Below are 25,715 nucleotides of genomic sequence, written 5' to 3' on the forward strand. Positions count from 1 at the left end.
TTTTTACCGCCAACTGCGTCGCTATGTCGCTGTTTTATGTCATGAATCTGAGCGCCGCACAAAAGCAAAGGACCCCCTTGCGGGAGTCCTTTTTCAAGCAATGGCAGAGGCTTATTCGGCCGCCATCCGCGCTTCGATATAGGCCAGGGCGCGATCGATGCGAGCCAGCACCCGCTCCTTGCCCACCAGCGCCATCACGGCGTCTATGGCAGGAGATTGACCCAGGCCGGTGAGCCTGAATTACTCGGCCGCCATGCGCGCTTCGATATAGGCCAGGGCGCGATCGATGCGAGCGAGAACACGCTCCTTGCCCACCAGCGCCATCACGGCGTCGATGCCGGGGGACTGACCCAGACCGGTGACGGCCACGCGCAGCGGCATGCCGACCTTGCCCATGCCCTGACCCAGCTCGGCGGCAGTGGCTTCAATCAGCTCGTGCAGCGCTTCGGTGGTCCAGCTATCCAGTGCAGCCAGCTTGGCCTTGGCCAGGGTCAGCGGCTCGGCTGCGACGCCACGCAGATGCTTCTTGGCAGCCGCTTCGTCGATGGCCTCAAAATCTTCGAACAGGTAGCGGCTCTGGGCGGCCATCTCTACCAGGGTGTTGCAGCGTTCGGCCAGCAGGGTGACAACCTCTGGCAGTGATGGGCCATTGCTGGTATCGATCTTCTGGTTTTCCATGTGCCAGGCCAGGTGCTTGGCCACATAGGCCGGATCCAGGCTGCGCATGTAGTGGTTGTTGAGCCACAGCAGCTTGTCGGTGTTGAAGGCGGAGGCGGACTTGGAGATGGCATCCAGGCTGAACAGCTTGATCATCTCGTCCAGGGTGAAGATCTCCTGATCGCCGTGGGACCAGCCCAGACGCACCAGATAGTTCAGCAGGGCTTCCGGCAGGTAGCCGTCGTCCCGGTACTGCATCACGGAGACCGCACCGTGGCGCTTGGAGAGCTTGGCGCCGTCGTCACCCAGGATCATGGAGACGTGGGCAAATTCCGGCACGGGCGCGTTCAGGGCCTTGTAGATGTTGATCTGGCGCGGGGTGTTGTTGATGTGGTCTTCGCCACGCACCACGTGGGTGATCTCCATGTCCCAGTCATCGACCACCACGCAGAAGTTGTAGGTCGGCGCGCCGTCGGTGCGGCGGATGATGAGATCGTCGAGCTCGGTGTTGGCGAACTCGATGCGGCCACGGACGTGGTCATCGAACACCACTGAGCCTTCGGTCGGGTTGCGGAAGCGGATGACGTGGGGCGCATCGGCCGGATGATCATGAGCGTGGTCGCGGCACTTGCCGTCATAGCGGGGCTTCTCGCCGCTCGCCATCTGGCCTTCGCGCAGCGCTTCCAGACGCTCCTTGGAGCAGAAGCACTTGTAGGCACGGCCATCGGCCAGCATCTCGTCGATGATGGCGTTGTAGCGATCGAAGCGCTTGGTCTGGTAGTAGGGGCCCTCATCCCAGTTCAGCTCCAGCCATTCCATGCCCTCAATGATGGCGTCGATCGCCTCCTGAGTGGAACGTTCCAGGTCGGTATCCTCGATACGCAGCACGAACTCGCCGCCCTGGCTCTTTGCGAACAACCAGGAATAGAGTGCGGTACGGGCACCGCCGACATGCAGAAAGCCGGTCGGGCTGGGAGCAAAACGGGTTTTGACTTTCATCTTTAAGCCTTGTGTAGAGGGCCTTGGGCCAATGCGTTAGAAAAAACCGTCGCATTTTAGCACTCAGAATCACGGATGGGAAAACCATGCAATAGCCGGGGCCTAAACAGGTCTTGATTTGGCCGGGGCACCGTTCTTTGAGAGGGATCGCAAAACCTCCCATCATTTTCCGCTTTGCTGGGCAACATTGCTGGAGGAATCTCCCGCCATGCCGATAATTCATACAACTTTCTACGTACAAGGAACACGAGATGCAGTTTCGCTCTATCCAGAATCGCATCCTGGTACTGGCGGGGGTCGCCATGACCACCGCCCTGGTCATCCTGATCCTGCTCAACCAATACTCGAGCAAGCAGTCCCAGCAACTGACCATCAGCTCGAGTCGCGCGGCCCTGCAGCAGGAGGCCTGGCAGAAGGTGAGTGCCAACGCCCGCGCCGAGGCCGCCACCATCACCCAGTTGCTGCAAAAGGGACTCTCCTATACCCAGCAGATGGCCAGCGTCTTCGCCCAACAGCAAGGGGGCAAGCTGCCGCTGGATCGCCAGCAGGCCACGGATCTGCTCAAGGCGCAGCTCGGCCTGGAACCCCAGCTCTACGGCGCCTTCGCGGGCTTCGAGCCGAACGGCTTCGACGGCCAGGACAGCGCCTTCGCAGGCCAGAGCGCCCTTGGCAGCGATGACAAGGGGCGCTTTGTCCCCTACTTCTATCGCGACAAGGAGAACATTGGCTCGGATCTGCTGCTCTCCATCGAGAAGAGCGACCCGGACGAATTCGGCAATCCGGCCAACGACTACTACGCCTGCCCGAAACGGGAGGGGCGCTCCTGCCTCATCGATCCCTTCAAGGTGGACATCAACGGCCAGCAGGTGCTGGTGAGCACCATCACCACCCCCATACTGGTGGGTGGCCAGTTCAAGGGCGTCGCGGCCCTGGATCTGGCGGTGGACTCCATCAGCCGCCAGGCCCAGTCTCTCAACAGCAACATCTATGACGGCAAGGGAGAGACCCTGATCGTCAGCGCCGCCGGCGTCATCACCGGCACCAGCGGGGACCCCAGCCTGCTCGGCAGCCGTGCCGACAAGCTGCTGGGCGACGACTGGCAGCAATACCTCAAGCCCGAGCTGCAGCGCCAGGAGCTCGACGAGGCGTTTCGCATCTCTGTGCCCATCGCGGTGCCGGGCATGGCCCGCAACTGGGCCATCATAGTCACCCTGCCCTACCAGGTGGTGCTGGCGGGGGCCGACGAGCTGGAGAGCCAGCTCACCGAGATGAACCGGGCCGCCATGACCCAGCAGCTCATCGGTGCCCTCATCGTGCTGGTGCTGGCCCTGGCCACCATGCTGGTGATCGCCCGCAGCATCACGGGCCCCATCCGCCAGATGGTCAGCCTGGTGGATGACATCGCCGATGGCGAGGGGGATCTCACCAAGCGCCTGAACACCCGAGCCCAGGACGAGCTGGGAGCTCTGGCCCGCGGCATCAACCGCTTCATCGACAAGTTGCAGGTGCTGCTCGGAGATGTGCAGAAAACCGCAAGCGAAGTCCATCGTCATGCCGGGGATACCGACCGCATCGCCGGCCAGACCGACAGCAACCTGCAGCACCATCAGGCGGAGATGGAGCAGATGCTGACCGCGGTGCAGGAGATGTCCTATGTCAGTCAGGAGGTGGCCACCCACGCCAACAACACCGCCGACTCTGCCAAGCAGGCGCAGGGCGCTGCGGATCAGGGCAAGGTGCGCTTCCAACAGGTGATCCAGTCCATGCACAAGGTGGCGGCCGAGGCGGGCAAGGGGGCCGAGGTGGTCGAGGGGCTGGCCCACGACAGCGAGCAGATCACCAGCATACTCACCGTCATCCAGGGCATCGCCGATCAGACCAACCTACTGGCGCTGAACGCCGCCATCGAGGCGGCCCGGGCCGGCGAGCAGGGGCGCGGCTTTGCGGTGGTGGCGGACGAGGTACGCAAGCTGGCGGGCAACACCCAGCAGGCGGTGCAAAACACCCAGGAGCTGATCGAGAAGATCCGCCACAGCTCGGCCAATGCGGTCAACGCCATCCAGCAGAGCCAGCAGCTGACCCATCAGGCGGTAGGTGAGGCCGATCTGGCGGAGGCGGCCCTCGACAGCATCTTCCAGGCCATCGCCACCATCAACGACATGACCTATCAGATAGCCTCCGCCGCCGAGGAGCAGAGCTCGGTTTCCGAGACGGTCTCAGGCAACCTGTCAAAAACCAACGCACTGGCCAACGACATCGCCCTGGATGCCACCAATACGGCGAAAGCCAGCCAGGCCTTGCGCCAGGCGGCCGAGCGTTTGCAGCAGTTGCTGGGGCAATTTCGTCTCAGCTGATAATTTTCATGCTCAGGGCTCTCCCCCTCGGGGGCGAGTCCGTTTACCATAGGCACTATATTTGCCTGATGGCAGGCAATGTAGTGAGAGGTAAATGCCGTGCCCACCCCGGACCGTCGCCCACGTGGCCATAACAGACGAGCCCAGCAGCGTCGCCAAGACGAATCACAAGGAACCCTGCTCCATCGTATCAATGCAGCGACCCTGCCCCTGCGTCAACGCCTCGGTCAGGGCATGAGCGGCCTTGGTCAGCGCAACAAGGAACCCAGAACCAGTTCATTCAAGCTGGCGAGCCCGCTGCCGCGCAAGCACACCATTGGTCTGCTGGTGCTGGTGCCTCTCTGGCTGTTGCTGCTGGCCTGGGAACCCGCCCCCGCAGCCCCCAAGGCGGCTCCTTCCGGTTCGCTCGCCGTGCCGCTGGCCGTGCCGACCCAGGCACTGACCGTGGGCAACGGGGCCGCAAGCAGTGCGCCGGCTGCGGCCAAACCGGTCGAGGAGAAGGTCGATGGCACCTGGCTGCAGCACGAGGTGCAGGCTGGCGAGACCCTTTACTCCATCTGGCGCAAGTTTGAATTGCCTGGGGCCGAGCTGAGCCGCCTGATCGCCATAGAGGGGCCGGACAGGCCGCTGACCCGGCTGCAATCGGGCAAGTCGGTGTTCATCCTGGTGGACACAGGACGCCGCATCCAGCGGGTCGAGATCCGCTCCTTCGGTCAGGCAAACTACCGCTACGACCGACAGGGTGAAGGGTTCGCCCTCAAGGAATAAAAAAACGGGAGGCCATGGCCTCCCGTTTTTTTGACCAAAAGCATGAAACAAGCCGCTGACTTCCCAATACTTTTAGCTCGCTCAAAAAATGAAAAGTGCCAAATTGACAAGGGATCGGGCTCCAGTACAATCGATTGTGCTTTAGACAGGGATTGTACTGCATGCCACTGGAACACATCGACGTAGTCAGTCATGGGTAGGCCCCTGCATTCTAGGCAAATGCTGCCCAACAAGGCGTTAGTTTCATTTTGTTATAGATAGGACTTACCACATGTCTGACATTCGCACCGGCCAAGTAAAATGGTTCAACGAAACCAAGGGTTTTGGCTTCATCGAGCAATCCCAGGGACCGGACGTTTTCGTTCACTTCTCCTCCATCCAGAGCACTGGTTTCAAGACCCTGGCTGAAGGTCAAAAAGTCCAGTTCACCGTGACCCAGGGCAAGAAAGGCCCGCAGGCTGAGAACGTGACTCTGCTCTAAGCCGCACCCGTGAACTCGCAGGAGGAGCCAAGGCCCCTCCTATTTTTTTGTCTGCCATTCCCCGCCCCGTATCAGGCGAGCTCTTCGCCGCCCTGACCTGCCTCCCCCCTCTCCCAAGCCACCTACGCTCAGCTGCCGCCGCCATAGTCCATGGACCGAGGGCAATGACGGGAAACCGGCACAGGTGCTGACAAGCGGATATGAAAAAGCATCGCGGCGCGATACGGAATCTATTCGAATGGGGATAAGAAAAAGAATGAACGACTAGGACTACGAAGAGAGATTGGAGCGGGAAACGAGACTCGAACTCGCGACCCCAGCCTTGGCAAGCGTGGATCATGCTCTACCAACTGGATGTGGCAGTGATTGTGCTGAGAAATTGGATTCGTGAACTTGGAGGAGAGAGATTGAATTCGAAGGACTCGAAGAGAGATTGGAGCGGGAAACGAGACTCGAACTCGCGACCCCGACCTTGGCAAGGTCGTGCTCTACCAACTGAGCTATTCCCGCAACAGGATGTCTTCTGCAAGTGATTGGAGCGGGAAACGAGACTCGAACTCGCGACCCCGACCTTGGCAAGGTCGTGCTCTACCAACTGAGCTATTCCCGCATCGGAATAATCATCTGCAGTAGCTAACTAATACGTATTGGAGCGGGAAACGAGACTCGAACTCGCGACCCCGACCTTGGCAAGGTCGTGCTCTACCAACTGAGCTATTCCCGCAACAGGATGTCTTCTGCAAGTGATTTGGAGCGGGAAACGAGACTCGAACTCGCGACCCCGACCTTGGCAAGGTCGTGCTCTACCAACTGAGCTATTCCCGCATCGGAATAATCATCTGCAGTAGCTTACTAATACGTATTGGAGCGGGAAACGAGACTCGAACTCGCGACCCCGACCTTGGCAAGGTCGTGCTCTACCAACTGAGCTATTCCCGCTACATGTGTCTTGAGGCTGTGCTGATGATTGGAGCGGGAAACGAGACTCGAACTCGCGACCCCGACCTTGGCAAGGTCGTGCTCTACCAACTGAGCTATTCCCGCATCGGAATATCATCTGCAAACTTTTGGAGCGGGAAACGAGACTCGAACTCGCGACCCCGACCTTGGCAAGGTCGTGCTCTACCAACTGAGCTATTCCCGCAACTGCCTTAAAACGGCCGTACAGCATTTGGTTGCTTGCGCTACTGTACGGGAGCCGAATTATAAGAGCAGTCATTCCAATTGCAAGGGCTTTTTTGTCACTGTGCAGCCGTTCGCTCAAAAGCTGGCCGAACTGCCGATTTTAGCAACCGGGCGACGGCAACCCCTTGCCGGGGACTCAGATTTTGAAGACGTGGCTGCGGTAGAACTGCAGTTCGGCGATGGACTCGCGGATGTCGTCCAGCGCCTGGTGGGAACCGCTCTTGGTGAACTTTTCCAGCAGCTCCGGCTGCCAGCGGCGCACCAGCTCCTTGATGGTGCTGACGTCGACGTTGCGGTAGTGGAAGAAGGCTTCCAGCTCCCCCATGTGCTTGACCATGAAGCGGCGATCCTGGCCAATGCTGTTGCCGCACAGGGGGCTGGTGCGCTCCGGCACCCACTGACGGATGAACTCGAGGGTTTCGGCCACGGCGCGGGCTTCGTCGTGCTCGCTCGCCTTGACCCGGGCCACCAGCCCGCTCTTGGTGTGGGTGTTGACGTTCCACTCGTCCATCTTGGCCAGCTCTTCATCGCTCTGGTGAATGGCGATGACGGGCCCTTGTGCCAGCACGTTCAGATCCTTGTCGGTGATGATGGTGGCAATCTCCAGAACCACGTTCTCTTCGGGGTCCAGCCCCGTCATCTCCATGTCGATCCATACCAGGTTCTGCGCGCTGACTGTCATGATTGCTCTCTCTATTGGGAGGAATGGCGGAATTTTGCCAATTTGCATGTATCATACTGGCTTTGGATCTGTTCATAAACTGGCGAATCGAGTGGCAAAGAAAGCAAAACTCAATCTGGGTCAGCAGAGGCGCGTTCAGGCCAACCGCGAGCGGCGGCTGCAAAAAGATCACACCACTGTGGTGGATGACACCCTGTTTGGCCCGGCCATCGAAGGGGTGGTGATCAGCCGCTTCGGCCAGCATGCGGACGTGGAAGCCGTCGACGGCACCATACACCGCAGCAACCTGAGGCGCAGCAGCATCAACAGCCTGGTGTGCGGTGACAAGGTGGTGTGGCGTCCCGGCCTCAATGCCGCGACCGCCGGGGTCATCGAGGCGGTGCATCCCCGTCACTCCGTGCTGACCAGGCCGGACTTCTACGACGGGGTCAAACCCATCGCCGCCAATATCGACCAGATAGTCATCGTCTCGGCGGTGATGCCCGAGTTCTCCACCAACATAGTCGACCGCTACCTGGTGGCCGCCGAGGATGTGGAGATCGCCCCCCTCATCGTGCTGAACAAGGTCGACATGCTGGACGAGGCGGCCCACACCCGGGTCGAGGGCCAGCTCGCCGCCTACCGCAAGCTCGGCTACCCGGTGATCCTGGTGAGCTGCGAGAGCGGCGAAGGGCTCGATGAGCTGAAAGCCGCCCTGACCGACAAGATCAGCATCTTCGTCGGCCAGTCCGGGGTGGGCAAGTCGTCCCTCACCAACGCCCTGATGCCGGGGCTCGGCGTGCTCACCGGCGAGATCTCCGAAAACTCGGGGCTGGGCACCCACACCACCACCACGGCGCGGCTCTATCACTTCCCGAGCGGCGGCGATCTCATCGACTCCCCCGGGATCCGCGAGTTCGCCCTCTGGCACCTGGAAGCCGATCGCATCACCTGGTGTTTCGTGGAGTTTCGCGACTACCTCGGCAGTTGCAAGTTCCGTGACTGCACCCACAAGGACGATCCCGGCTGCGCCCTGCGGGCGGCGGTCAGCAGTGGCGCCATCAGCCCTGACCGCTTCCACAACTATCACCGCATCCTGGAAACCATGCAGGAAGCCCGCCACGGTCGGCAACAAGCCCGGCTGTGACCCAATCAACCTCCCTCTTTTTAGAAAGAGCAGATGAAGATCATGAGCATCACTGACAACCTGAAAATTGCCGGTCAATACTGCCTGCCCAAACACGCCATCTCCCGCCTGGTCGGCAAGCTTGCCGCCGCCGAGGCTGGCAACCTCACCACCCGGGTGATCGAGGCCTTTATCAAGCAGTACGGCGTCGACATGAGCGAAGCGCTGCACGAAGATCCGGCCCACTACGCGAGCTTCAACGCCTTCTTCACCCGCGAGCTCAAGCCGGGGATCCGCCCCCTGGTCGAGGATGCCATGACCCTGGCCCTGCCGGTGGACGGCACCGTCAGCCAGCTCGGCCCCATCCATCAGGGCCGCATCATCCAGGCCAAGGGCCACGACTACAGCGCCCGCGAGCTGCTGGGCGGCTTCGAGGATCTGGTGGCGCCATTCAAGGATGGGGACTTTGCCACCATCTATCTGGCGCCCAAGGATTATCACCGCATCCACATGCCGCTGGACGGCGTGCTGGAGAGCATGGTGTTCGTGCCGGGGGATCTCTTCTCCGTCAACCCGCTCACCGCCGAGAACGTGCCCAACCTGTTCGCCCGCAACGAGCGGGTGGTTGCCACCTTCCGCACCCCCCACGGCCCCATGGCGCTGGTGCTGGTTGGCGCCACTATCGTCGCCAGCATCGAGACCATCTGGGCCGGCAACATAGCGCCGACCAGACAGAAGGAAGTGGTGCGCTGGGATTACACTGGCGACCAGGCCATCACCCTGCAAAAGGGCGCCGAGATGGGCCTGTTCAAGCTCGGCAGCACCGTGGTCTGCCTGTTTGGCCCGGGCATGCTGGCCGGTTTCGAACCCCACCTGGCCAACGGCGTCACCACCCGCATGGGTCAGCCCTTTGCCAAGCTGGCGGAGCAGGCATGAGTGACCAGTCCAAGCCTGCTAGCTCGCAGAAAAACAACCCGCTGCACGGGCTGACCCTGGAGGCGATCGTCACCGCCCTGGTCGAGCACTACGGCTGGGAACAACTGGGGCAGCAGATCAACATCCGCTGCTTCACCGACGATCCCAGCGTCAAGTCCAGCCTGAAGTTCCTGCGCAAGACCCCCTGGGCGCGAGAGAAGGTAGAGAGTCTCTATCTCTACGTGCAACGCAAACAGGCCAAACAGAAGGAAGACCCCAGTGGCGTTTAAGATTACCTACACCTACAAGAAGCAGGCCAAAGAGATAGGCTACGCCAACGACAAGTTCAACAGCATCTATGACGCCATTGCCGCGGCCGAGGGGCTGGATCTCTCCAGCTTCCACGCCATGGAGGCCCAGCTGGCCCAGGTGTGCCGCCGCGACAAGAAGAGCGTGAAGGACTACAGGGAGAACTACTTCAAGGAGCTGGGCTTCTCCAACGTCGTGATCGAGCGGGACACTCTCGAAGACAAGCAGGAGTGAGCATGCGAACCCTGACTCTGATGGCCGCCTCCCTGCTGCTGGCGGCCTGCAGCACCCAGCCTCCCCAGCTGGTCGGCAACGATCAGGATGCCCACGGCTGCCGTGCCAGCGCCGGTTACCAGTGGTCCCCCCTGCTCGGCCAGTGCGTACGCCTGTTCGAACAGGGGGTGCGCCTGCAATCCCTCGAGGCCACCGAGACCGGCAGCGCCTTCGTGCTGTTCAACGCCGATCAGAGCAAGGCCGAGCTGACCCTGCCAAGCGGCGAGCTGATCCCCCTTGAGCGCCAGGGCGAGGAAGGGAACTGGTCCTGGCAGGGAGGAGCCTACCAGCTCTTCCCCTGGAAGGGTTATGTACTCAAGTCCGGCGAGCGGGCGCTGTTTCACGGTGACAGCGCGCTCTAAACGGCAACCGCTGCCAGTACGACATAACCCCCGGCCCAGCCGGGGGTTATGTTTTTGGCCCAGAGCCGGTTCGGGCTCAAGGCGCTCGCGACCCAAAACAAAAACCCCGTTGCAGGCAACGGGGTTTTCATGCTGTTCGGCAGGGCGGGATCAGTTGCCCAGGGTGGCGAACAGGCTCTGCTCCAGGCTGCCGCGGGAGACGCAGACCGGTGTGATGGAGGGAGCCAGCACGCGCTCGCCGGAGGATTCGACGAAGTAGAGCTGGGTGTTGCCCTTGACGTTGACGGTCGCCACGCTGTTGTTGCCGCTCTGGGTGATGATCAGGTTGATCTGCAGATTGGGGTTGCCCAGTGCGACCTTGGAACCCATGGTGCCGCAATCCAGCCACTCCAGCCCCTCGGCCGCGTTTTCGACGTTGGCGGTCATCAGACCTGAGCCGCGCTGGCTGTTCTCGATGTTCAGACCGTGATCGCCAAACCACTTCTCGGCGCGGGCCCACACCAGATCCACCGGAATTGCCATCTCCTGAGTGTTGTTGGTCGCCTTGGCAACCGGCGGAGTATAGCGGTACTGCTCGCCACCATTGTTGTCACTGGCACAACCCACCATCAACAGGGCCAGGGCGCCCCCCATTATCTTCTTCATGCTGCTTCTCTCGTCCATAAGGCCATAGGCCAACCGGCGGCTATTATGGCGATCACGACACAGACTGTCAGCAGGGATCCACATAAATGGCGGATTCTTAACCCAAGCTTTACAAAACTGACCTGTTATCATAGATTTGCTCGAAGTCTCCCCCGTGAGTGCTCACGTGAATTCTTCACTCTCCCTGGCGCTGCTGCAGCAGATCATCGACCAGTTACCCATGAATATCTTCTGCCGGGATACGGCCGGACGGTACCTGTTTGCCAACAAGGCCTTCGCCCGGGAGGCAGGACTGTTGCAGCCGAGCGACCTCATCGGCAAGACGGACGCCGAGATGCCCTGGGGCGATCTGTTCCGCGAGGAGGACGGGCGCCTGCTGGCCGAGGGCAAACCCCTGCTGCACCAGCAATTGCACTGCCACGGCGGCGCCGGCGCCAACTGGATGGAGATCCACAAGGTGTCGCTCTATGACGAGCAGGGCGACCCCCTCGCCCTCTTCGCCATGGTCAGCGCCATCGACCAGCGCAAGGAGCTGGAGCAGACCTTCCGCCAGCAACAGCTGCTGCAACGCCGCCTGCTGGATGCCATCCCGGATCTCATCCGCCTCGAAGATCACCAGGGCGTACTCATCGACTGCAATCAGGCCTTCCTCGACTTCATGGGCCTGACAGCAAGCGACGCCCTGGGTCGGCGAGTGCCCCCTCGTCTGCCCGTCGAACAGACCCTGGGACAGGGGGAATATTGCGTGGTGGATGCCCAGGGCAAGGGCCGCCACCTGGAGGTCACCCGGGTCGAAGTGCCGGACGACGAGGGCAACTCCCTCGGCATTCTCACCCTGAGCCGTGACATCACAGGGCTGCGCACCACCCAGGCCCAGTTGCAACAGGAGCAGCACTACGACAGCCTGACCGGCCTGCTCAAGCTTTCACACTTCCTGCAGACCAGCCGCCACCTCGGCGCCCGCAAGGCCAGCCTGCTGCTGGTGGATCTGCAACATTTTCGCGAGATCAACGATCGCTTCGGCATCCGGGTCGCCGACCGCCTGCTCAGCCAGGTGGCGCGCCGCCTGCAACGCCTGGCGCCGCCCCAGTCCCTGCTCTGCCGGGTCGCCGCCGATGACTTCGCCCTGCTGCTGCCGGAGCTCCCCCTCTCCCTGGATGAGTGGAGCCGCAACCTGCAACAGGAGCTGATGGCCCCCTACCAGGTCGAGGAGCACAGGATCCAGATCCCGGTCTTCCTCGGCATCGCCCACGGCAAGGCCAAGGAGGCCGAGCGCCTGCTGAGCCACGCGGAAGCCGCTCTGGCCCAGGGCAAGCGCCAGCAGCAGCACTGCACCCTGTTCGACCCCGAGCTGGACGCCAAGCTCAAGCGCCGTCAGCACATCGCCGCCCAGCTGCCGCTGGCCATCAAGTCGGCCGAGCTGACCGCCGTCTACCAGCCCATCATCTGCACCCACAGCAACCGACTGCACGGGGCCGAGCTGCTCTGCCGCTGGCCTCATCCTGAGTTCGGCATGATCTCCCCCGACGAGTTCATTCCCCTGGCGGAAGAGTTGGGCCTCATCGGCCAGCTCGGCCAGCTGATGCTGGAGCTGGGTTGTGCCCAGCTGGCCCACTGGCAGGTGGCGGCCCCGGATCTGGTGCTCTCCATCAACCTGTCACCGCTGCAGTTCCGCGATCCCGAACTCTGCCCGCAGATCTTCGACTGCATCGAGCGCCACGGGCTGGCCCCCTGGCAGCTGGAGCTGGAGATCACCGAAGGGGTGCTGATGGAGAATGCCGACGAGATAGAGAGCAACCTCGCCTGCCTCATCGAGGCGGGCTTCCAGCTCGCCATCGACGACTTCGGCACAGGTTACTGCTCCCTCGCCTACCTGCCCAGGCTGCAGGTGGCCACCCTCAAGCTCGACAGGAGCTTCACCCAGGGGCTGGCCAGCAACCAGGCCACCACCGCCATAGTGCGCTCCGTCATCGGGCTCGGCCATGAACTCGGTATCAGGATCACCGCCGAAGGGGTGGAAACCGTGGAGCAGCAGGCCTGGCTGGCACAGGCGGGCTGCGATCGCCTGCAGGGTTACCTGTTCAGCCGCCCCCTGCCCCCCGCCGAGTTTGCCCGCAGCTACCAGTTGCCCGACTGACTCGCGCACAGCAAAAAGGCCACCGAGGTGGCCTTTTTATTATCTGTCGAGGGCAAGGGCAACATCTTCTCGATGCGCTGACGAGTACACCTTACTCCTGGAAGTAGGTGCCCCAACCGTCGTAGTCCACGCCGTACTTTTCCAGGATAGGCAGCATCTTCTCGATGTCGGCCACTATGGTCTCGATATCCAGCTTGCACTCCACTGTGGCATCGAAGCAGAAGATGGTGGCGCCGTCGTCCAGCTCCATCTCCTCGGCATCTGTCACTTCAAAACCGGCCTTGAACAGGTCGACCGCCGCCTTCTCCAGCAGATCGAAGTCCTGGCAGGCAAAGTGGTGCTCAATCTCGTAGTCCAGACTCGGGTTGCTGCCATCGGCCAGCAGCTCGTTGACAATGGCGGTGGTCTCGTCGCGCCACTCTTGCATGTTGATACTCATATAAACCCCAGGCGGTATTGGATGGATGTCAGCCCCTGCTGGCAGGCACGCTGCGGCCGCGTCGGCCCGGGTCGCCGCCAGGGGGATGGTTGCGGCAAAGCATACCCGCAGAGCGCAACGGGCTCAATGCGGCGAACCAAGATAACTGCCTTGCCCGCTCCCCACCAAAGGGGGGTGTCCGTAAAAAGGTCAAAAAGTGCAATAACCCGCCTTTGACAGGCACAGCCCCCTCCGGCTTGAGGCAAGCAAGACAGATTGCAGGCTCTTTGGGCATCGGTATTTCCCACCCTGGAGGTGCCGATGACAGAGGGTCAGCCCGGGAGCATGACAGAGCTCGCTTGAATGACACCCCCTCAGATGCAAGGCGCCCGCTCATCGGCTCGCCCCTATGATGGGCCTGGGTCATGGTCGTCACTGAGTCATGACGCCCGTCCAGGGGGAATCCGCCCCCCCCTTTTGCCCGGGTTGCCCATGAAAACGGCACGACAGGGCGGAAAAACGGATGAAACAGGGCTGATTGTTCGGTTATCGAGCGAACGATGCCACAATCTGCCCCCGGCGGTTGACACCTCGGCGCAGAAAGGGTTTAATGCGCGCCGTTGCCCAGATAGCTCAGTCGGTAGAGCAGGGGATTGAAAATCCCCGTGTCGGCGGTTCGATTCCGTCTCTGGGCACCAATAATTCCTCCTTAGTTCAGTCGGTAGAACGGCGGACTGTTAATCCGTATGTCGCTGGTTCAAGTCCAGCAGGAGGAGCCAAATTCGAAAGGCCCGCTCATCTGAGCGGGCCTTTCTGCATCTCCCCTTCCCGAAATGTCATCCCCTAATAGCGATTCTCGTCACCGTGCCAGACATGACCGGCAGAACATGCCCGGGCGACCTCGTGACAAGGATCATCGGCATGAGAGCGAAAGAAGTGCTGATCTTGTTGCAGCAGGAGCGAACTCATCGAGTGGCTGATACCGGCCAGAGCCTCGCCAGCGGTCAATCCTGCAACCCGGTGATCTGTGGCCAAATGAGCCAGTACCCTTTCACGACTATTCATGATCGCCTCCCTCTGTGGATCCCGTCGTAAATTGACCATAGCAGCAGGTATCAGACTACCGCAAACCCACGCCAGCAAAGGGCTCCAGGCCGGTCCACCCCTGCCGAAAAAGGGAGACAAATGAAGAGGCCCACCCTGTCGGGTGGGCCTTTCATGACTGCTAGCCGCCGTTACAGGCCGCCAGCAACAGGGTCGCCCCGCAGGTGGCGCTGAATACCAGCAACCCTGCCTGCAGCACGCCCTCAGGATCCGTCTCTTTTCTTCTCTTTCTGAACCTTATCCATCGCGGCTTCATCGAGCCCACCTCATCCTGTTGTGTCCAGCTCCCCTGCCCTCCTCGGCAGGCCGCTCATCTTGATCCCGGTTCAGCTCAAGGTCAATCGGTCCGCAACAATAAAGCGGCCGGGCGCTCGGGAGAGAGCCTCGTCATGGGTCCGCCCAATATCGGGAAAACCGGCGTGACCCGTCTGCCAGCCGGGGCTATGATGAGGCCGATGATTTCCGATCCCAGGGAGACCCCAGATGAGCAGCCCCTTGCACTATGTGCTGGATGGCATCCATTGCGAGCCACACTTCTTCACCGTGCCCCTCAACCACCAGAAACCGGATGACGAGGAGAGCATCACCCTGTTTGGCCGCATCCTCTGTCGCCAGGACAGGCTGGATGACGAGCTGCCCTGGCTGCTCTATCTGCAGGGAGGGCCGGGCTTTGGCGCGCCGCGCCCGACCGCGAGCAGCGGCTGGATCAAACGGGCCCTGCAGGAGTTTCGGGTGCTGCTGCTCGATCAGCGCGGCACCGGCCACTCCACCCCCATCAGCGCCGAAGCGCTGGCAGGGCTCACCCCGGGGGAGCAGGCAGACTACCTCAGCCATTTTCGCGCCGACAGCATAGTGCGGGACGCCGAATACATTCGCGAGATCTTGAGCCCGGATCGACCCTGGAGCCTGCTTGGTCAGAGCTTCGGCGGCTTTTGCAGCCTCACCTATCTCTCCCTGTTCCCGGACAGCCTGCACGAGGTCTACCTCACCGGCGGCGTGGCCCCCCTGGGTCGCAGCGCGGACGAGGTCTACCGCGCCACCTACCAGAGGGTGGCGGACAAGAACCGCGCCTTCTTCGCCCGCTTCCCCCATGCCCAGGCCATCGCCAACCGACTGGCGACCCACCTGCACCGCCACGATGTGCGCCTGCCCAACGGCCAGCGGCTGACGGTGGAGCAGTTGCAGCAGCAGGGGCTGGATCTCGGCGCCAGCGGCGCCTTCGAGGAGCTCTACTACCTGCTGGAAGACGCCTTCATCGGCGAGCGGATCAACCCCGCCTTCCTCTACAAGATGCAGACCATGCAGCCGTTCAACACCAATCCGGTGTTCGCCATTTTGCACGAGTCCATCTATTGCGAGGGGAGCGCCAGCAACTGGGCGGCCGAGCGGGTCAGGGGGGAGTTTCCGGCCTTGGCCTGGGCGCCCGGCAAGGACTTCGCCTTCACCGGCGAGATGATCTTCCCCTGGATGTTCGAGCAATTCCGCGAGTTGATGCCGCTCAAGGAGGCCGCCCACCTGCTGGCCAAGAAGGCCGATTGGGGCCCCCTCTACGACCCGGTGCAACTGGCTAAGAACCCCGTGCCGGTCGCCTGCGCCGTCTATGCCGAAGACATGTACGTGGAGTTCGACTACAGCCGCGATACCCTCAGGGGCCTTGGCAACAGCCGCGCCTGGATCACCAACGAGTACGAGCACAACGGCCTGAGAGTCGACGGCGAGCAGATCCTGGACAGGCTCATCCGCATGAATCGGGGCTGCTGATCCCGCTCGGGCGACGAGCCCGCCATAAAAAGAATATCGAGGGCGGCCCATGAGCCGCCCCGCCCTGTCGGAAGCAACACAAAACAACAAGGACACCCTTTGGATCATCCGGAAACCTCGGCCGGCTGGCTGAGCCGCCTCTTCTATCACTGGACGGGCCCGCTGCAACGCAAGGGGCTGACCGAGCCCCAGGTCGGTCTCGACGATCTCTACCCCCTGCTGCCGGAAGACAGGCGCGACGCACGGGCCGATGCCTTCCTCGCGCTCACCGCCGCTGCGCCGGTGCGCCCCTGGCCCATCATGGCCTTTATCTGGCGCCACTACCGTCGCCGCATCGGCCTGCTCACCCTGCTGCAGCTGATCGGCATGCTGGCCACCCTGGCCAGCCCCTGGCTGCTCAACCACAGCATGACCCAGCTCGGCACTGGGGCCAGCACCGGCCACAAGCTGCTGCTCGCCTTCGCCCTGTTTGCCTCTGTGCTGGCCGCCGGCATGCTGGCGGAGCACTCGTTGCAACTGGCGCTCAAGATGCACGTCCCCATTCGCCGTCTGCTGGCCGAATCCCTGCTCGCCAAGGTGATGAAGCTCGGTGGCAAGAGCTTCGACGACCGCGCCGGCGGCCGGGTACAGAACCTCATCAACCGGGACGTGTGGGACATCACCTGGATATTGGCAGATCCCGCCATGCCGCTCACCATGGCGCTGCAACTGGCGGGCACCATAGCCCTGCTGGTGTGGCAAGTGGGCAGCGCCGGTCTGGTGGGCTTTGCTGTGCTCACCCTGCTGCTGCTGCTCTCCACCCGGGTGGTGCGCCGCATGAACCAGCAGGAGCAGCAGCTCAAGCGCCAGCAGGACGAGCGCAACGGCATACTGGCGGAATACATCAAGAAGCTGCGGCTGGTGCGCCAGAACGGGCTCGGTGCCTTCTTCACCCGGGCGGCCAACGCCAAGCGCCAGCAGGAGCTGGGCGTGCTCGGCCGGGTGCTCAAGCTCGATGCCATCAACAGCTTCCTGATGATGAGCACCCCGCTGCTGGTGACGCTCGCCACCTTCACCACCTATCTGGCCTCGGGCCAGAGCCTGACTCTGCCCCAGGTGTTCACCACCATAGCCCTGTTCGCGGTGCTGCGGATCCCCATGATGCGGCTGCCTTACCTCATCCGCACCCTGATCAACTTCAATACCGGCTTCAACCGGCTGTGCGAGTTCTTGAATGGCCCGGAGCAGCATCGGGATCTCGGCGATCCCAGCCTGCCCGTCGGCAGCCTGCGCCTCGATGCGGTCACCGCCCTGCACCAACAAAAACCTGTGTTGCAGGGGGTCAGTCTGCACATCGAGCCGGGGGAGCTGGTGGGGATCACGGGGGCGACCGGGGCGGGCAAGAGCTGCCTGCTGCACCTGGTCGCCGGTTTTGACAACGGCTTTGAGGGGGCTATCCGCCGCAACGGCCGGGTGGCGCACCTCGGCCACAAACCCTGGCTGATGAACGACAGCATCCGCAACAACATTCTGTTCGGCCAACCCTGGCACGAGGCACGCTACCACTGGGTGCTCGGTGCCTGCGCCCTCACCACGGATCTGGGGCTGCTGAGCCACGGGGATCAGACCCTGGTGGGTGAGCTCGGCACCCGCCTCTCCGGCGGTCAGCAGCAGCGGGTCGCCCTGGCCCGGGCGCTCTATGCAGAGGCCGATCTCCTGCTGCTGGACAACCCCTTGTCTGCGCTGGATCCCATGGTCTCGGCCCAGGTGCTGGAGCAGGGGCTCGCCTTCAAGCCGGGGCCGACCCGGCTGCTGGTGAGCCACGACCCGGATGTGCTGGCCCACTGCGATAGGGTGATCCGCATCGAGCAGGGCCGACTGGTGGAGTTAGGCGCCCACCAGCTGGCGGATCTCATCCAGCACCCGCAGCCCACTCCTCCGGTCCCCCCCCAGGAGGCGGATCAGTTCAGCGAAGAAAAAGTGGTGGAGGGCAAGGTGGACTGGGGGCTGTTTGGCTTCATGTGGCAGCGCCTGGCCGCCCCCGGCGTCATCCTGATCGCCCTGCTGCTCACCCTGGGTCAGGAGGGGCTGCGCATCGCCTCGGATCTCTGGCTCGGCGGCAAGGCCGAGGTGATCGATGTGAACACCCTGCTCGGCATCTATGTGCTGCTGGGGGCGGGATCGCTGGTCTGCATCATGGTGGTGCGGGTCATCAACTACAAACTCGGCCTCAAGCTGGCCTGGACCCTGTTCGACGGCATGCTGGGCCGCATCAGCCGCGCCCCCATGGCCTTCTTCGACAAGGTGCCCCAGGGGCGCATCCTCAACCGCTTCGACCGGGATCTCGGGGAGGCCCAGGAGGTGCTGCTGTCCATGCTGATGGGACTGTTCGGCATGCTGGTCTCTGTGGCTCTGCAGGTGGTGGTCATCGGCATCAACATTCCCCTGCTGCTGCTCATCGCCCCTCTGGTGGGCTGGGCGCTCTACGTGCTGCAACGGCGCTACCGGGCGGTACAGCTCAAGCTGCGGCGCCAGTCCTCGGTGCTGCGCTCGCCGCTCTACATCAGCATCAGCGAGACCATTCGCGGCGCCCCCGCCCTGCGCCTGGCCGGGGCCGAGCGCTTCGCCCTGGATCAGGTGCTGCATCACTATGACAACAACCTGCGCAGCTGGTACACCACCACTTCCATCAACCGCTGGCTCGGCATGCACCAGACCCTGCTCTCCGCCGCCCTAGTGGGGGCAGTGGCACTGATGGTGGCCTTTGGCAACAGCCCGCTGCTGGGAGCTGTGGCCATCACCTACGCCTTTACCGCCTCGGCCATGCTCAACTCCCTGATCCGTACCTTCGCCGAAGTGGAGCAGGTGATGAATGCGGTGGAGCGGGTGCGTGAATACAGCGAGATAGAGAGCGAGCGCCAGGAGGGAGAGGCTCTCGCCATCCTCCATCCGGCGGTGCGCTTCGACAACCTGGGGCTGCGCTACCCGGGCGCCAGCCAATGGGCCCTGCACAGGGTCAACTTCGAGCTGGCCCCCGGCGAGAAGGTGGGCGTGTGCGGGCGTACCGGGGCAGGCAAGAGCTCCCTACTCGGGGTGCTGCAGGCCATGTACCCCGCCTCCCAGGGGGAGATCTATTACGGCGATCAGCCACTCTCTGCCCTGGCGCCGGAGGCGGTGCGGGATCTCTACGACACCGTCTCCCAGATCCCCCTCACCTTCTTTGGCACCCTGCGCGCGAATCTCGCCCCCCTGAGCGAGCAGAGCGACGCCGCGCTGGAGCAGGCGCTGACCCGGGTGGGTCTGGCCGAGCGCTGCGCCGGCCGGCTGGACGAAGATCTCGACAGGCTGCAACTCTCCGCCGGCGAGACCCAACTGCTGGTCATCGCCCGCATACTGCTGTCGCGCCGCCCCCTCATAGTGCTGGACGAAGCCACCTCGGATCTCAGCCACGGCGGCATGCGCAAGATGGCGGAGCTGCTCTATCGCTACCGGCCCGAGGCCAGCTATCTGGTGATCGCCCACCATCTGGAGCCGCTGCTGTCGGTGGACAAAGTCGTGGTGATGGAGGCAGGCACTGTGGTGGAGCAGGGATCCCCGGTCAGCCTGCTGGCCAATCCGGACTCCCGCTTCCACCAGCTGTTCGCCGGTCAGGTAAACCGCCAGGTGGGGGAACTGACGGGCTGAGATCTCTGCGACCTCGCCGACATGAGTAGGGCTGCCCGCGGGCAGCCCTTCCTTTATCGGTAATATCGCAAACAAGCGATTCTCATGTGGATACCAAATAAGCAACAAAGCTGCTATAAAAAGAGCCCGAAACAGTCAGGCTCACAAGGATGTGTCATGTCTCCAAGGATGGAGGTGGTTGCGCGCCAACCACAGCTGGAAGTCGCCCTGATCAGCAGCCAGGGAGGGGGTTATCCTCGCCATACCCACGAGGAATATGTGCTCTCGGCAAACTTGAGCGGCCAGGAACGTATCTGGTTTGACGGCAAGGAGCAGGAGGTGGCGCCGGGCCAGGTGACGCTCTACAACCCGCTGACCATGCAGGCCTCCACCTTTGGGGAAGATACCCGCTTCATCAGCCTGCATCTGTCACAGGAGCGGGTGAAGAGCCTGCTGGACGAGGCGGGACTCCTGTCCGGCCAGTCGTCCCCCGCATTCATGGAGGGAGTACACCAGATCCCGACGTTGTTCGACGCCATTCTGGATCTGCATCGACACCCCTCGGCCAATCAGCGGGAAGAAGCCCTGGTGCGCCTGCTCGCCGCCCTGCAACGCACTAGCGACCCCACGCCGCGATTGCTGCAGGGGCGGCTGCCCCAACTGCTTGATTACATGCGCGACCACCTCAGCCAGGAGATCAGCCTGGATGATCTTTGCCAGGTGGCCTGCTGCTCCAAATTCCATCTGGTTCGCAGCTTTCAGCAGGCGCTGCATGTTCCGCCCATCCACTATTTCAACCAGCTGAGACTGATGGAGGCCCGTCGCCGCCTGCTGCAAGGAGAGAAGCCCTCCCAGATAGCGCTGGCGCTGGGCTTCTATGACCAGAGCCACATGAGCAATGCCTTTCGCCGCGTCATGGGGATCAGTCCGAGCCGCTACGGAGCCCCCGGCACAAACTCGACATAACCCTGATAGATCACGTAACAGGCGAAATAGGCGAAGATCAGCGCCGACGCCAGGTAGGAGAAGCGCACCATCTTCTCCCCCAGCAACCGCCCACCCTGATAGGCAAGGGTGCAGAGCACCAGGGCCCAGAGGATCCCCGCACTGAAGAAGCCGGAGAGGAAGAGCCCGGCATTCAGGGGATCCGCCCCCTGCCTCGCGATGATGGCGCCCCCCACGGCCGCAAACCAGAGGATGGCGGTCGGTGAGGAGAGCGCCAGCACCATGCCGCGACCGAACAGGCGCCAGCGCCCCCCGGACTGCGCAACCCCTTTCAACTCGCCATCCTGTGCCTGCAGCGCCGCGTAGCCCATCTTGATGGTCAACCAGATCAGGGTGACCGAACCAAAGATCCAGAGGCTCCAGCGCACCATTTCAAACTGCAGCAGCACGGCCATGCCCGCCATGGCGAGCATGGCATAGATCAGGTCCCCCACGCAGGTTCCCACCCCGAGCCAGAAGCCGTGGGAAAAGCCGCGGGACATGGCCAGGGTGATCATCGCCATGTTGGCCAGGCCTATGTCCAGACACAGAGAAAGACTCAAAAGAAATCCATTGTAAAACGCCATGTCACACTTTCTCCCAGATGGTTTGATGGTAACGGTCACCCTCTCCCGGCCAGGGCCCTGCTGCCCAAGACGCGGCCAACATCGAGCTCTTTTGACTCTCACCAGCCAGGCTCTCCGACAAGGCACCGAACAGCTGTCCAAGCTCGGGATCCTCTGCCCGCTGGGCCATCTCCGCGAGCAATATCATCAGGGACTCGTACAGACGGCTTTGCTGGGGGCGCGTTCCCTCAAGGTCTCCCTCCAGCTCACGCAGACTGGCAACCAGACTCAGCACGCGGCGGATATCCTCCCGCAGCCTGCCTGGGAGCGCAGGGGGCGGCATCAGCGTCAGCATATGGACAGAGTGCGTCGCCCTGGGGGGCCAAAATTCCATCTTCATCATTTACCTCCATGTAATATGAGGTCATATGACACCATTCATGATGAATTTGTATTGGAAAAAATTGACTTTTTATCCTAGCCAGACAACGGAAACGCCAGCACCACCATGGGATTCAAGTAATAGAATGGAGGATGAAGAAGGCCGACTCAGCCTCGTGTTCTGTGAGGCGCTGCCCTGGCTGGACATGTCGACCAGGGATGGCCTCCCCTCTTGTAACGATGAATAAATGCCTGCCAGAAAATGGCAAGGGCGCCTCCTCCGAGACGCCCTTGCGAATACACCCGGTAGCCAGTCCGGGTCAACGTTCCATGATCTGGGTGATATCGTCCTTCTTGATATGCACTTCCCGCCCCTCTGCATCGTAGTAGCGGTACATGCCCGTGTCTTCATCCAGCGTGGGCTTGCTGTCGGTGGTAATCATCTTCCCGTCCCGGGTGCTCATGATGTATTGAGAGCTGCACGCCACCAGCCCCAGCACGCACACCAGGATCATCATCCGTCGTTTCATCGCCCGTCCTCCTTTTCACACTCACCACTAGGTTCATAAGTGAAGCCTAGCTAGCTCGGGAGGATTCAGGGCCGCGCCACGATGAAAAGAAAATGGAAAATAACATAATAAGTCAACACCCAAGTAAGTACTTTCATTCAAATTCAACAAAAAAAAGATTAAACAAAAAACAAACACACTATCACCACAAAAGAAACCAACTGATTACATTGCGCATCATTTCTCACTCAAAATACTAGAGATTGAGAATCATCCGACGTTCAGACTGAGAATTGTCTGATATATGTTGCAAAAAAATACGCTTTTGATAGATTCCGACACTGAATTCAAATGGCAACATAATTACTAAAACCATCAATGATTCATCTTTTTCGCCCCGTCAGATGCGACACGATCTGTCTGGCGAGCAAGTTTAGTAACAAAGAAATTACATTTCATGCCGATATGTCATTCGGATGCGGTAGCTATGTCTGTTTTACCTCCAGTCCACATGAACACCACGATGAGCCCCTCATTGAGTAACTTCGCAATACTGTGACAGAGCAGCAATTTGATGCTGTTTGTGTGATGCCCTTATGTCGCCAATATATGATGGTCACGACCCATACTGTCCGTACTGATTGCACAGTACGCGAGTCAGTGTGCGTTAAATTACTGCGAACGATAAAACATAAGATATCATCCACAGATATTGCAATGATGGAGCACAATCCTTTTACAGGAAATAGCACATAAAACATCACCCACTTAATTGATGAGTGAACATGATTTACTTTATGTCGACCACTTGTAGCAGTCAAAACAAACACATTGCAAGGCTTTACGTAAAATGAAATTTATAACATCGCCATGGATCTTAGCTGCGATTAGTTTTAATATTTTCGCTGCTCCGCAGATAAGCCCGCAGATGATGGAGCAATTCAAGCGTCTGCCACCTGCAGAACAGCAGGCTCTGGCCAAACAATATGGTGTATCTACTGAACAGCTAAATAGCGCCAGTGCCATTACCCCTGTCACACCATCAGTTCCTGTTGCCGCTCCACGTGAACTGGATTATAGCCAGGTATCCCAGCGCCCCCTGGTTGCCGGAGTGGCACAACCAGGGGATTTACAGCCATTTGGGTATAATGTATTTGCCGGTGAACCCATCCTGGATGCGCCTATTACCGACATGCCAGTTGCTGATGACTATGTAATTGGGCCAGGAGATGAAATTCATGTTCAACTCTACGGTAAAGAAAATGCGGTTTATGATTTGAGTGTCGGCCGGGAAGGTTTTATTGATTTTCCCAGTCTCGGCCCTATCTCTGCCAGCGGATTAACCTTCCAGCAATTCAGACGTGACCTTGAATCCAGGATCAAGGAGCAGATGATTGGTGTAAATTCCTTTATCAGCTTTGGTTCAATGCGTTCCATGCAGGTATTTGTCATGGGAGACGCCTACCGCCCCGGTGCTTATAATGTCAGTGGCATGGCGACCGTGACTCAGGTATTGCAGGCCGCTGGTGGCATAGACACAGTCGGTTCCTTGCGAAAAATCCAGGTGAAACGCGCAGGGCAAAAAGTCATCGATGTGGATCTCTACAAGATGCTTGTATGGGGTGATACCAGCCAAGACATCCGTTTACAGGCCGGAGATACTGTGTTTGTTCCTGCCAAGGGCAGTGAGGTCGCCATCAACGGGCTGGTCAAGCGCCCTGCCATTTACGAGCTGAGAAATTCGGCGCCGTTGGCGGATGTGCTCGCACTGGCTGGCGGCGTAAAAGCCGCCGCGTTGCAAGAGGTCTCCGTAGAGCGCCACACCGATAGCGGTCTCAGGGTATTCAACCTGACATTGGCCAACGCCCATGATCGCCTTTTCAGTATTCGGGACGGGGACAAAATATCGGTCAAACCGAGCAGCACCGAATATAGTCAGGCCATTGTGGTCAAAGGTGCAGTAGTTCGTGATGGTGTCTACAGCTTCTCTCCCGGTACTCGGGTCAGCACTATTTTGCAGAGTGTTGAGCGAGACCTCATTTCGGCTACCGATTTGAGTTACGCTCTGGTGGTCAGAGAGATTGACTCCCAGCGTAATATCAGCGTGATTCAATTCAATTTGGGCAATGCCCTGCAACATCCTGGTGGCAAGGATGATGTCCTGCTGCAGGCCCGGGATCAGGTGCTGGTGTTCCGAAATGATGCCACGGACAGGCTCAGAGAGACTGCTGCGACTAATACAAAAGTAAAAGACCTCGGAACCAAGTCGCAAGAATTGAGCAACGCAGTCATGATGCACACAGATGCATCCACCGGCGCCAATGTCAAAAGTGATGAATTGAATACCGATAGCCAGATCAAGCTCTCCTCCCTCTCCGATAAAACGGCAACAGATGCCGTTGTGGCTGACTCCAGGCAAGCCTTGTTGGCGCCAATCATCGAGCGCTTGAAAGCGCAGTCGACTCAGGGTCAGCCGGTCAAGATCATGGAAGTCAGGGGGGAAGTGAAATACCCGGGCCTCTACCCACTGACCGGCAACAGTCGCATGTCTGACGCCATTCTCGCCGCAGGTGGATTCAATGAGCAGGCCAACATTGTCGAACTGTCCCGCGTCAATGAGCGTGGTGACAGCATCCTGGTCCAGAATGAGCGATTCTCCCTGGACACAGCCAATAGCCCTTACAGTTCGCCCCTCCTACAATCCAAAGACAATATCAACGTCCTGCCCCACCCACAATGGCGGGAAGAGGCAACCGTTCAGGTCTTCGGTGAAGTGAAATTCCCTGGCACTTACACCGTGCGCCGGGGAGAAAGCCTGCATGATCTGATCGAGCGGGTGGGTGGCATTACTGCCTACGCCAATCCCAATGGAGCGATATTTGCTCGTAAAGCTTTGCACCAGCAGGAAGAGCAGCGGCTGGTGATGCTGCGTGATGAGCTTCGCCAAGAAATATCGACCATGACCTTGCGCAGGCAGAGTACCATTACCAACTACAGCAGCTCTCCTGCCGAAGCAATGACGGTTGTGAATCAACTGGAGAACAGCAAGGCCATTGGGCGGATGACCATTGATATGCCAGCACTGCTCTCTGGAGAAAAGCAATCCGATATATTGTTGGAGGATGGCGATAAATTATATATCCCGACCATGCAGAATGTGGTCTCCATTGCAGGCATGGTGCAATTCCCCTCTTCTCATATCTATAAAGAGAACACCAGCATCAATGAATACATCAGTCTTGCCGGTGGAACCAAAAAACAAGCCGATACCGATCGCGTCTATGTGATAAAGGCCAATGGCAGTGTAATACTGCCGAGTGACAGCTGGTTTGGCGGACGCAAGAGTCTCGAGCCGGGTGACACCATCATAGTGCCGGTGGACTCCGATTATCTGGATAACCTGAGCATCATGTCTTCCGCTACACAGATCATGTATCAGTTGGGCGTGGCCTGGTCCGCAATAAAATAATGCCATTGA

At 60.4% G+C, this 25,715-nt stretch carries 21 protein-coding genes, 9 tRNA genes and 1 pseudogene; 15 read left to right on the forward strand and 16 right to left on the reverse strand.

The window, feature by feature from the left end; translation table 11 throughout:
- Positions 1–111: 111 nt before the first annotated feature.
- Both ACB030_RS09615 and gltX read right to left on the reverse strand, forming a co-directional pair.
- A pseudogene (locus tag ACB030_RS09615) lies at positions 112–231 on the reverse strand (glutamyl-tRNA synthetase); the annotation flags it as partial.
- Between the two features lie 9 nt (positions 232–240).
- Positions 241–1,656 carry a glutamate--tRNA ligase gene (gltX, locus tag ACB030_RS09620; protein ID WP_371159362.1) on the reverse strand — a complete coding sequence of 472 codons (1,416 nt, stop codon included), beginning with the start codon at positions 1,654–1,656 and terminating at the stop codon, positions 241–243.
- A 251-nt stretch (positions 1,657–1,907) separates the two neighbouring features.
- Here gltX and ACB030_RS09625 point away from each other — a divergent pair, with 251 nt between their 5' ends.
- From ACB030_RS09625 to ACB030_RS09635, 3 genes are all read left to right on the forward strand, one after another.
- Positions 1,908–4,010 (forward strand): methyl-accepting chemotaxis protein, encoded by a 2,103-nt coding sequence (locus ACB030_RS09625; RefSeq protein ID WP_371159364.1) that lies wholly within the window; start codon positions 1,908–1,910, stop codon positions 4,008–4,010.
- Between the two features lie 99 nt (positions 4,011–4,109).
- Complete coding sequence (locus ACB030_RS09630) at positions 4,110–4,778, forward strand: LysM-like peptidoglycan-binding domain-containing protein (protein ID WP_041205123.1); 669 nt, start codon at positions 4,110–4,112, stop codon at positions 4,776–4,778.
- 271 nt (positions 4,779–5,049) lie between these two features.
- Entirely contained in the window at positions 5,050–5,259 is a 210-nt protein-coding gene (locus ACB030_RS09635; protein ID WP_005327092.1) for a cold-shock protein, read from the forward strand.
- A gap of 434 nt (positions 5,260–5,693) precedes the next feature.
- Here the strand turns inward: ACB030_RS09635 and ACB030_RS09640 are convergent.
- The 8 genes from ACB030_RS09640 to orn all read right to left on the reverse strand — a co-directional run bounded on the left by ACB030_RS09640 (position 5,694) and on the right by orn (position 7,126).
- Positions 5,694–5,769: transfer RNA gene (locus ACB030_RS09640), tRNA-Gly, on the reverse strand.
- A 24-nt stretch (positions 5,770–5,793) separates the two neighbouring features.
- A tRNA-Gly gene (locus ACB030_RS09645) sits at positions 5,794–5,869 on the reverse strand.
- A gap of 38 nt (positions 5,870–5,907) precedes the next feature.
- Positions 5,908–5,983 (reverse strand) — tRNA-Gly (locus tag ACB030_RS09650).
- 25 nt (positions 5,984–6,008) lie between these two features.
- Positions 6,009–6,084: transfer RNA gene (locus ACB030_RS09655), tRNA-Gly, on the reverse strand.
- A 38-nt stretch (positions 6,085–6,122) separates the two neighbouring features.
- Positions 6,123–6,198: transfer RNA gene (locus ACB030_RS09660), tRNA-Gly, on the reverse strand.
- 29 nt (positions 6,199–6,227) lie between these two features.
- Positions 6,228–6,303: transfer RNA gene (locus ACB030_RS09665), tRNA-Gly, on the reverse strand.
- A 24-nt stretch (positions 6,304–6,327) separates the two neighbouring features.
- Positions 6,328–6,403 (reverse strand) — tRNA-Gly (locus ACB030_RS09670).
- Positions 6,404–6,580: 177 nt separating this feature from the next.
- Positions 6,581–7,126, reverse strand: coding sequence for an oligoribonuclease (orn, locus tag ACB030_RS09675; RefSeq protein ID WP_139436732.1), 546 nt, complete (start codon positions 7,124–7,126; stop codon positions 6,581–6,583).
- 91 nt (positions 7,127–7,217) lie between these two features.
- Between orn and rsgA the strand changes: the two genes are divergently transcribed.
- From rsgA to ACB030_RS09700, 5 genes are read left to right on the forward strand one after another with little or no spacing between them, the layout of a single operon-like run.
- Positions 7,218–8,252: a small ribosomal subunit biogenesis GTPase RsgA gene (rsgA, locus tag ACB030_RS09680; protein ID WP_371159367.1), complete on the forward strand. Its 1,035-nt coding sequence runs from the start codon at positions 7,218–7,220 to the stop codon at positions 8,250–8,252.
- A gap of 42 nt (positions 8,253–8,294) precedes the next feature.
- Positions 8,295–9,167, forward strand: a complete 873-nt coding sequence (asd, locus tag ACB030_RS09685) for an archaetidylserine decarboxylase (RefSeq protein ID WP_371159369.1) — start codon at positions 8,295–8,297, stop codon at positions 9,165–9,167.
- A complete protein-coding gene (locus ACB030_RS09690) occupies positions 9,164–9,436 on the forward strand; it encodes a VF530 family DNA-binding protein (protein ID WP_371159371.1) in 273 nt (90 codons plus the stop codon). Before asd ends, ACB030_RS09690 begins: the two co-directional genes overlap by 4 nt.
- Positions 9,426–9,689 carry a DUF2960 domain-containing protein gene (locus tag ACB030_RS09695; protein ID WP_025325938.1) on the forward strand — a complete coding sequence of 88 codons (264 nt, stop codon included), beginning with the start codon at positions 9,426–9,428 and terminating at the stop codon, positions 9,687–9,689. Before ACB030_RS09690 ends, ACB030_RS09695 begins: the two co-directional genes overlap by 11 nt.
- A gap of 2 nt (positions 9,690–9,691) precedes the next feature.
- Positions 9,692–10,090: a hypothetical protein gene (locus ACB030_RS09700; RefSeq protein WP_371159373.1), complete on the forward strand. Its 399-nt coding sequence runs from the start codon at positions 9,692–9,694 to the stop codon at positions 10,088–10,090.
- A 150-nt stretch (positions 10,091–10,240) separates the two neighbouring features.
- Here the strand turns inward: ACB030_RS09700 and ACB030_RS09705 are convergent, their stop codons facing one another.
- Entirely contained in the window at positions 10,241–10,735 is a 495-nt protein-coding gene (locus tag ACB030_RS09705) for a hypothetical protein (RefSeq protein ID WP_106887711.1), read from the reverse strand.
- Positions 10,736–10,901: 166 nt separating this feature from the next.
- On the opposite strand from ACB030_RS09705, the gene ACB030_RS09710 reads away from it, so the two are divergent.
- Positions 10,902–12,872, forward strand: coding sequence for a putative bifunctional diguanylate cyclase/phosphodiesterase (locus tag ACB030_RS09710; protein WP_371159375.1), 1,971 nt, complete (start codon positions 10,902–10,904; stop codon positions 12,870–12,872).
- 91 nt (positions 12,873–12,963) lie between these two features.
- On the opposite strand, the gene rraB is transcribed toward ACB030_RS09710, so the two are convergent.
- Complete coding sequence (rraB, locus tag ACB030_RS09715) at positions 12,964–13,299, reverse strand: ribonuclease E inhibitor RraB (protein WP_025325934.1); 336 nt, start codon at positions 13,297–13,299, stop codon at positions 12,964–12,966.
- 613 nt (positions 13,300–13,912) lie between these two features.
- Here rraB and ACB030_RS09720 point away from each other — a divergent pair.
- Positions 13,913–13,988, forward strand: a tRNA-Phe gene (locus tag ACB030_RS09720).
- A gap of 5 nt (positions 13,989–13,993) precedes the next feature.
- A tRNA-Asn gene (locus ACB030_RS09725) sits at positions 13,994–14,069 on the forward strand.
- Positions 14,070–14,133: 64 nt separating this feature from the next.
- Here the strand turns inward: ACB030_RS09725 and ACB030_RS09730 are convergent.
- On the reverse strand, positions 14,134–14,355 hold the full coding sequence (locus ACB030_RS09730) for a hypothetical protein (protein WP_080675078.1): 222 nt from the start codon (positions 14,353–14,355) through the stop codon (positions 14,134–14,136).
- A gap of 522 nt (positions 14,356–14,877) precedes the next feature.
- On the opposite strand from ACB030_RS09730, the gene ACB030_RS09735 reads away from it, so the two are divergent.
- The 3 genes from ACB030_RS09735 to ACB030_RS09745 all read left to right on the forward strand — a co-directional run bounded on the left by ACB030_RS09735 (position 14,878) and on the right by ACB030_RS09745 (position 20,763).
- Positions 14,878–16,155: an alpha/beta hydrolase gene (locus ACB030_RS09735; RefSeq protein WP_371159377.1), complete on the forward strand. Its 1,278-nt coding sequence runs from the start codon at positions 14,878–14,880 to the stop codon at positions 16,153–16,155.
- 99 nt (positions 16,156–16,254) lie between these two features.
- Complete coding sequence (locus ACB030_RS09740) at positions 16,255–19,818, forward strand: ATP-binding cassette domain-containing protein (protein ID WP_371159379.1); 3,564 nt, start codon at positions 16,255–16,257, stop codon at positions 19,816–19,818.
- Positions 19,819–19,974: 156 nt separating this feature from the next.
- The gene (locus tag ACB030_RS09745) at positions 19,975–20,763 is read left to right on the forward strand and encodes a helix-turn-helix domain-containing protein (protein ID WP_371159381.1); all 789 of its coding nucleotides are present in this window, start codon (positions 19,975–19,977) and stop codon (positions 20,761–20,763) included.
- On the opposite strand, the gene ACB030_RS09750 is transcribed toward ACB030_RS09745, so the two are convergent.
- The 3 genes from ACB030_RS09750 to ACB030_RS09760 all read right to left on the reverse strand — a co-directional run bounded on the left by ACB030_RS09750 (position 20,733) and on the right by ACB030_RS09760 (position 22,258).
- Positions 20,733–21,344, reverse strand: a complete 612-nt coding sequence (locus ACB030_RS09750; protein ID WP_371159383.1) for a LysE family translocator — start codon at positions 21,342–21,344, stop codon at positions 20,733–20,735. The two genes, ACB030_RS09745 and ACB030_RS09750, sit on opposite strands and share 31 nt — an antisense overlap.
- Positions 21,345–21,369: 25 nt before the next feature.
- Complete coding sequence (locus tag ACB030_RS09755) at positions 21,370–21,747, reverse strand: hypothetical protein (RefSeq protein ID WP_371159384.1); 378 nt, start codon at positions 21,745–21,747, stop codon at positions 21,370–21,372.
- 301 nt (positions 21,748–22,048) lie between these two features.
- Complete coding sequence (locus tag ACB030_RS09760) at positions 22,049–22,258, reverse strand: YgdI/YgdR family lipoprotein (protein ID WP_205642364.1); 210 nt, start codon at positions 22,256–22,258, stop codon at positions 22,049–22,051.
- 829 nt (positions 22,259–23,087) lie between these two features.
- On the opposite strand from ACB030_RS09760, the gene ACB030_RS09765 reads away from it, so the two are divergent.
- Complete coding sequence (locus tag ACB030_RS09765) at positions 23,088–25,706, forward strand: SLBB domain-containing protein (protein ID WP_371159386.1); 2,619 nt, start codon at positions 23,088–23,090, stop codon at positions 25,704–25,706.
- The last annotated feature ends 9 nt before the right edge of the window (positions 25,707–25,715 follow it).

The sequence above is a fragment of the Aeromonas sp. S16(2024) genome (genome assembly GCF_041403065.1).
GTDB lineage: Bacteria > Pseudomonadota > Gammaproteobacteria > Enterobacterales > Aeromonadaceae > Aeromonas.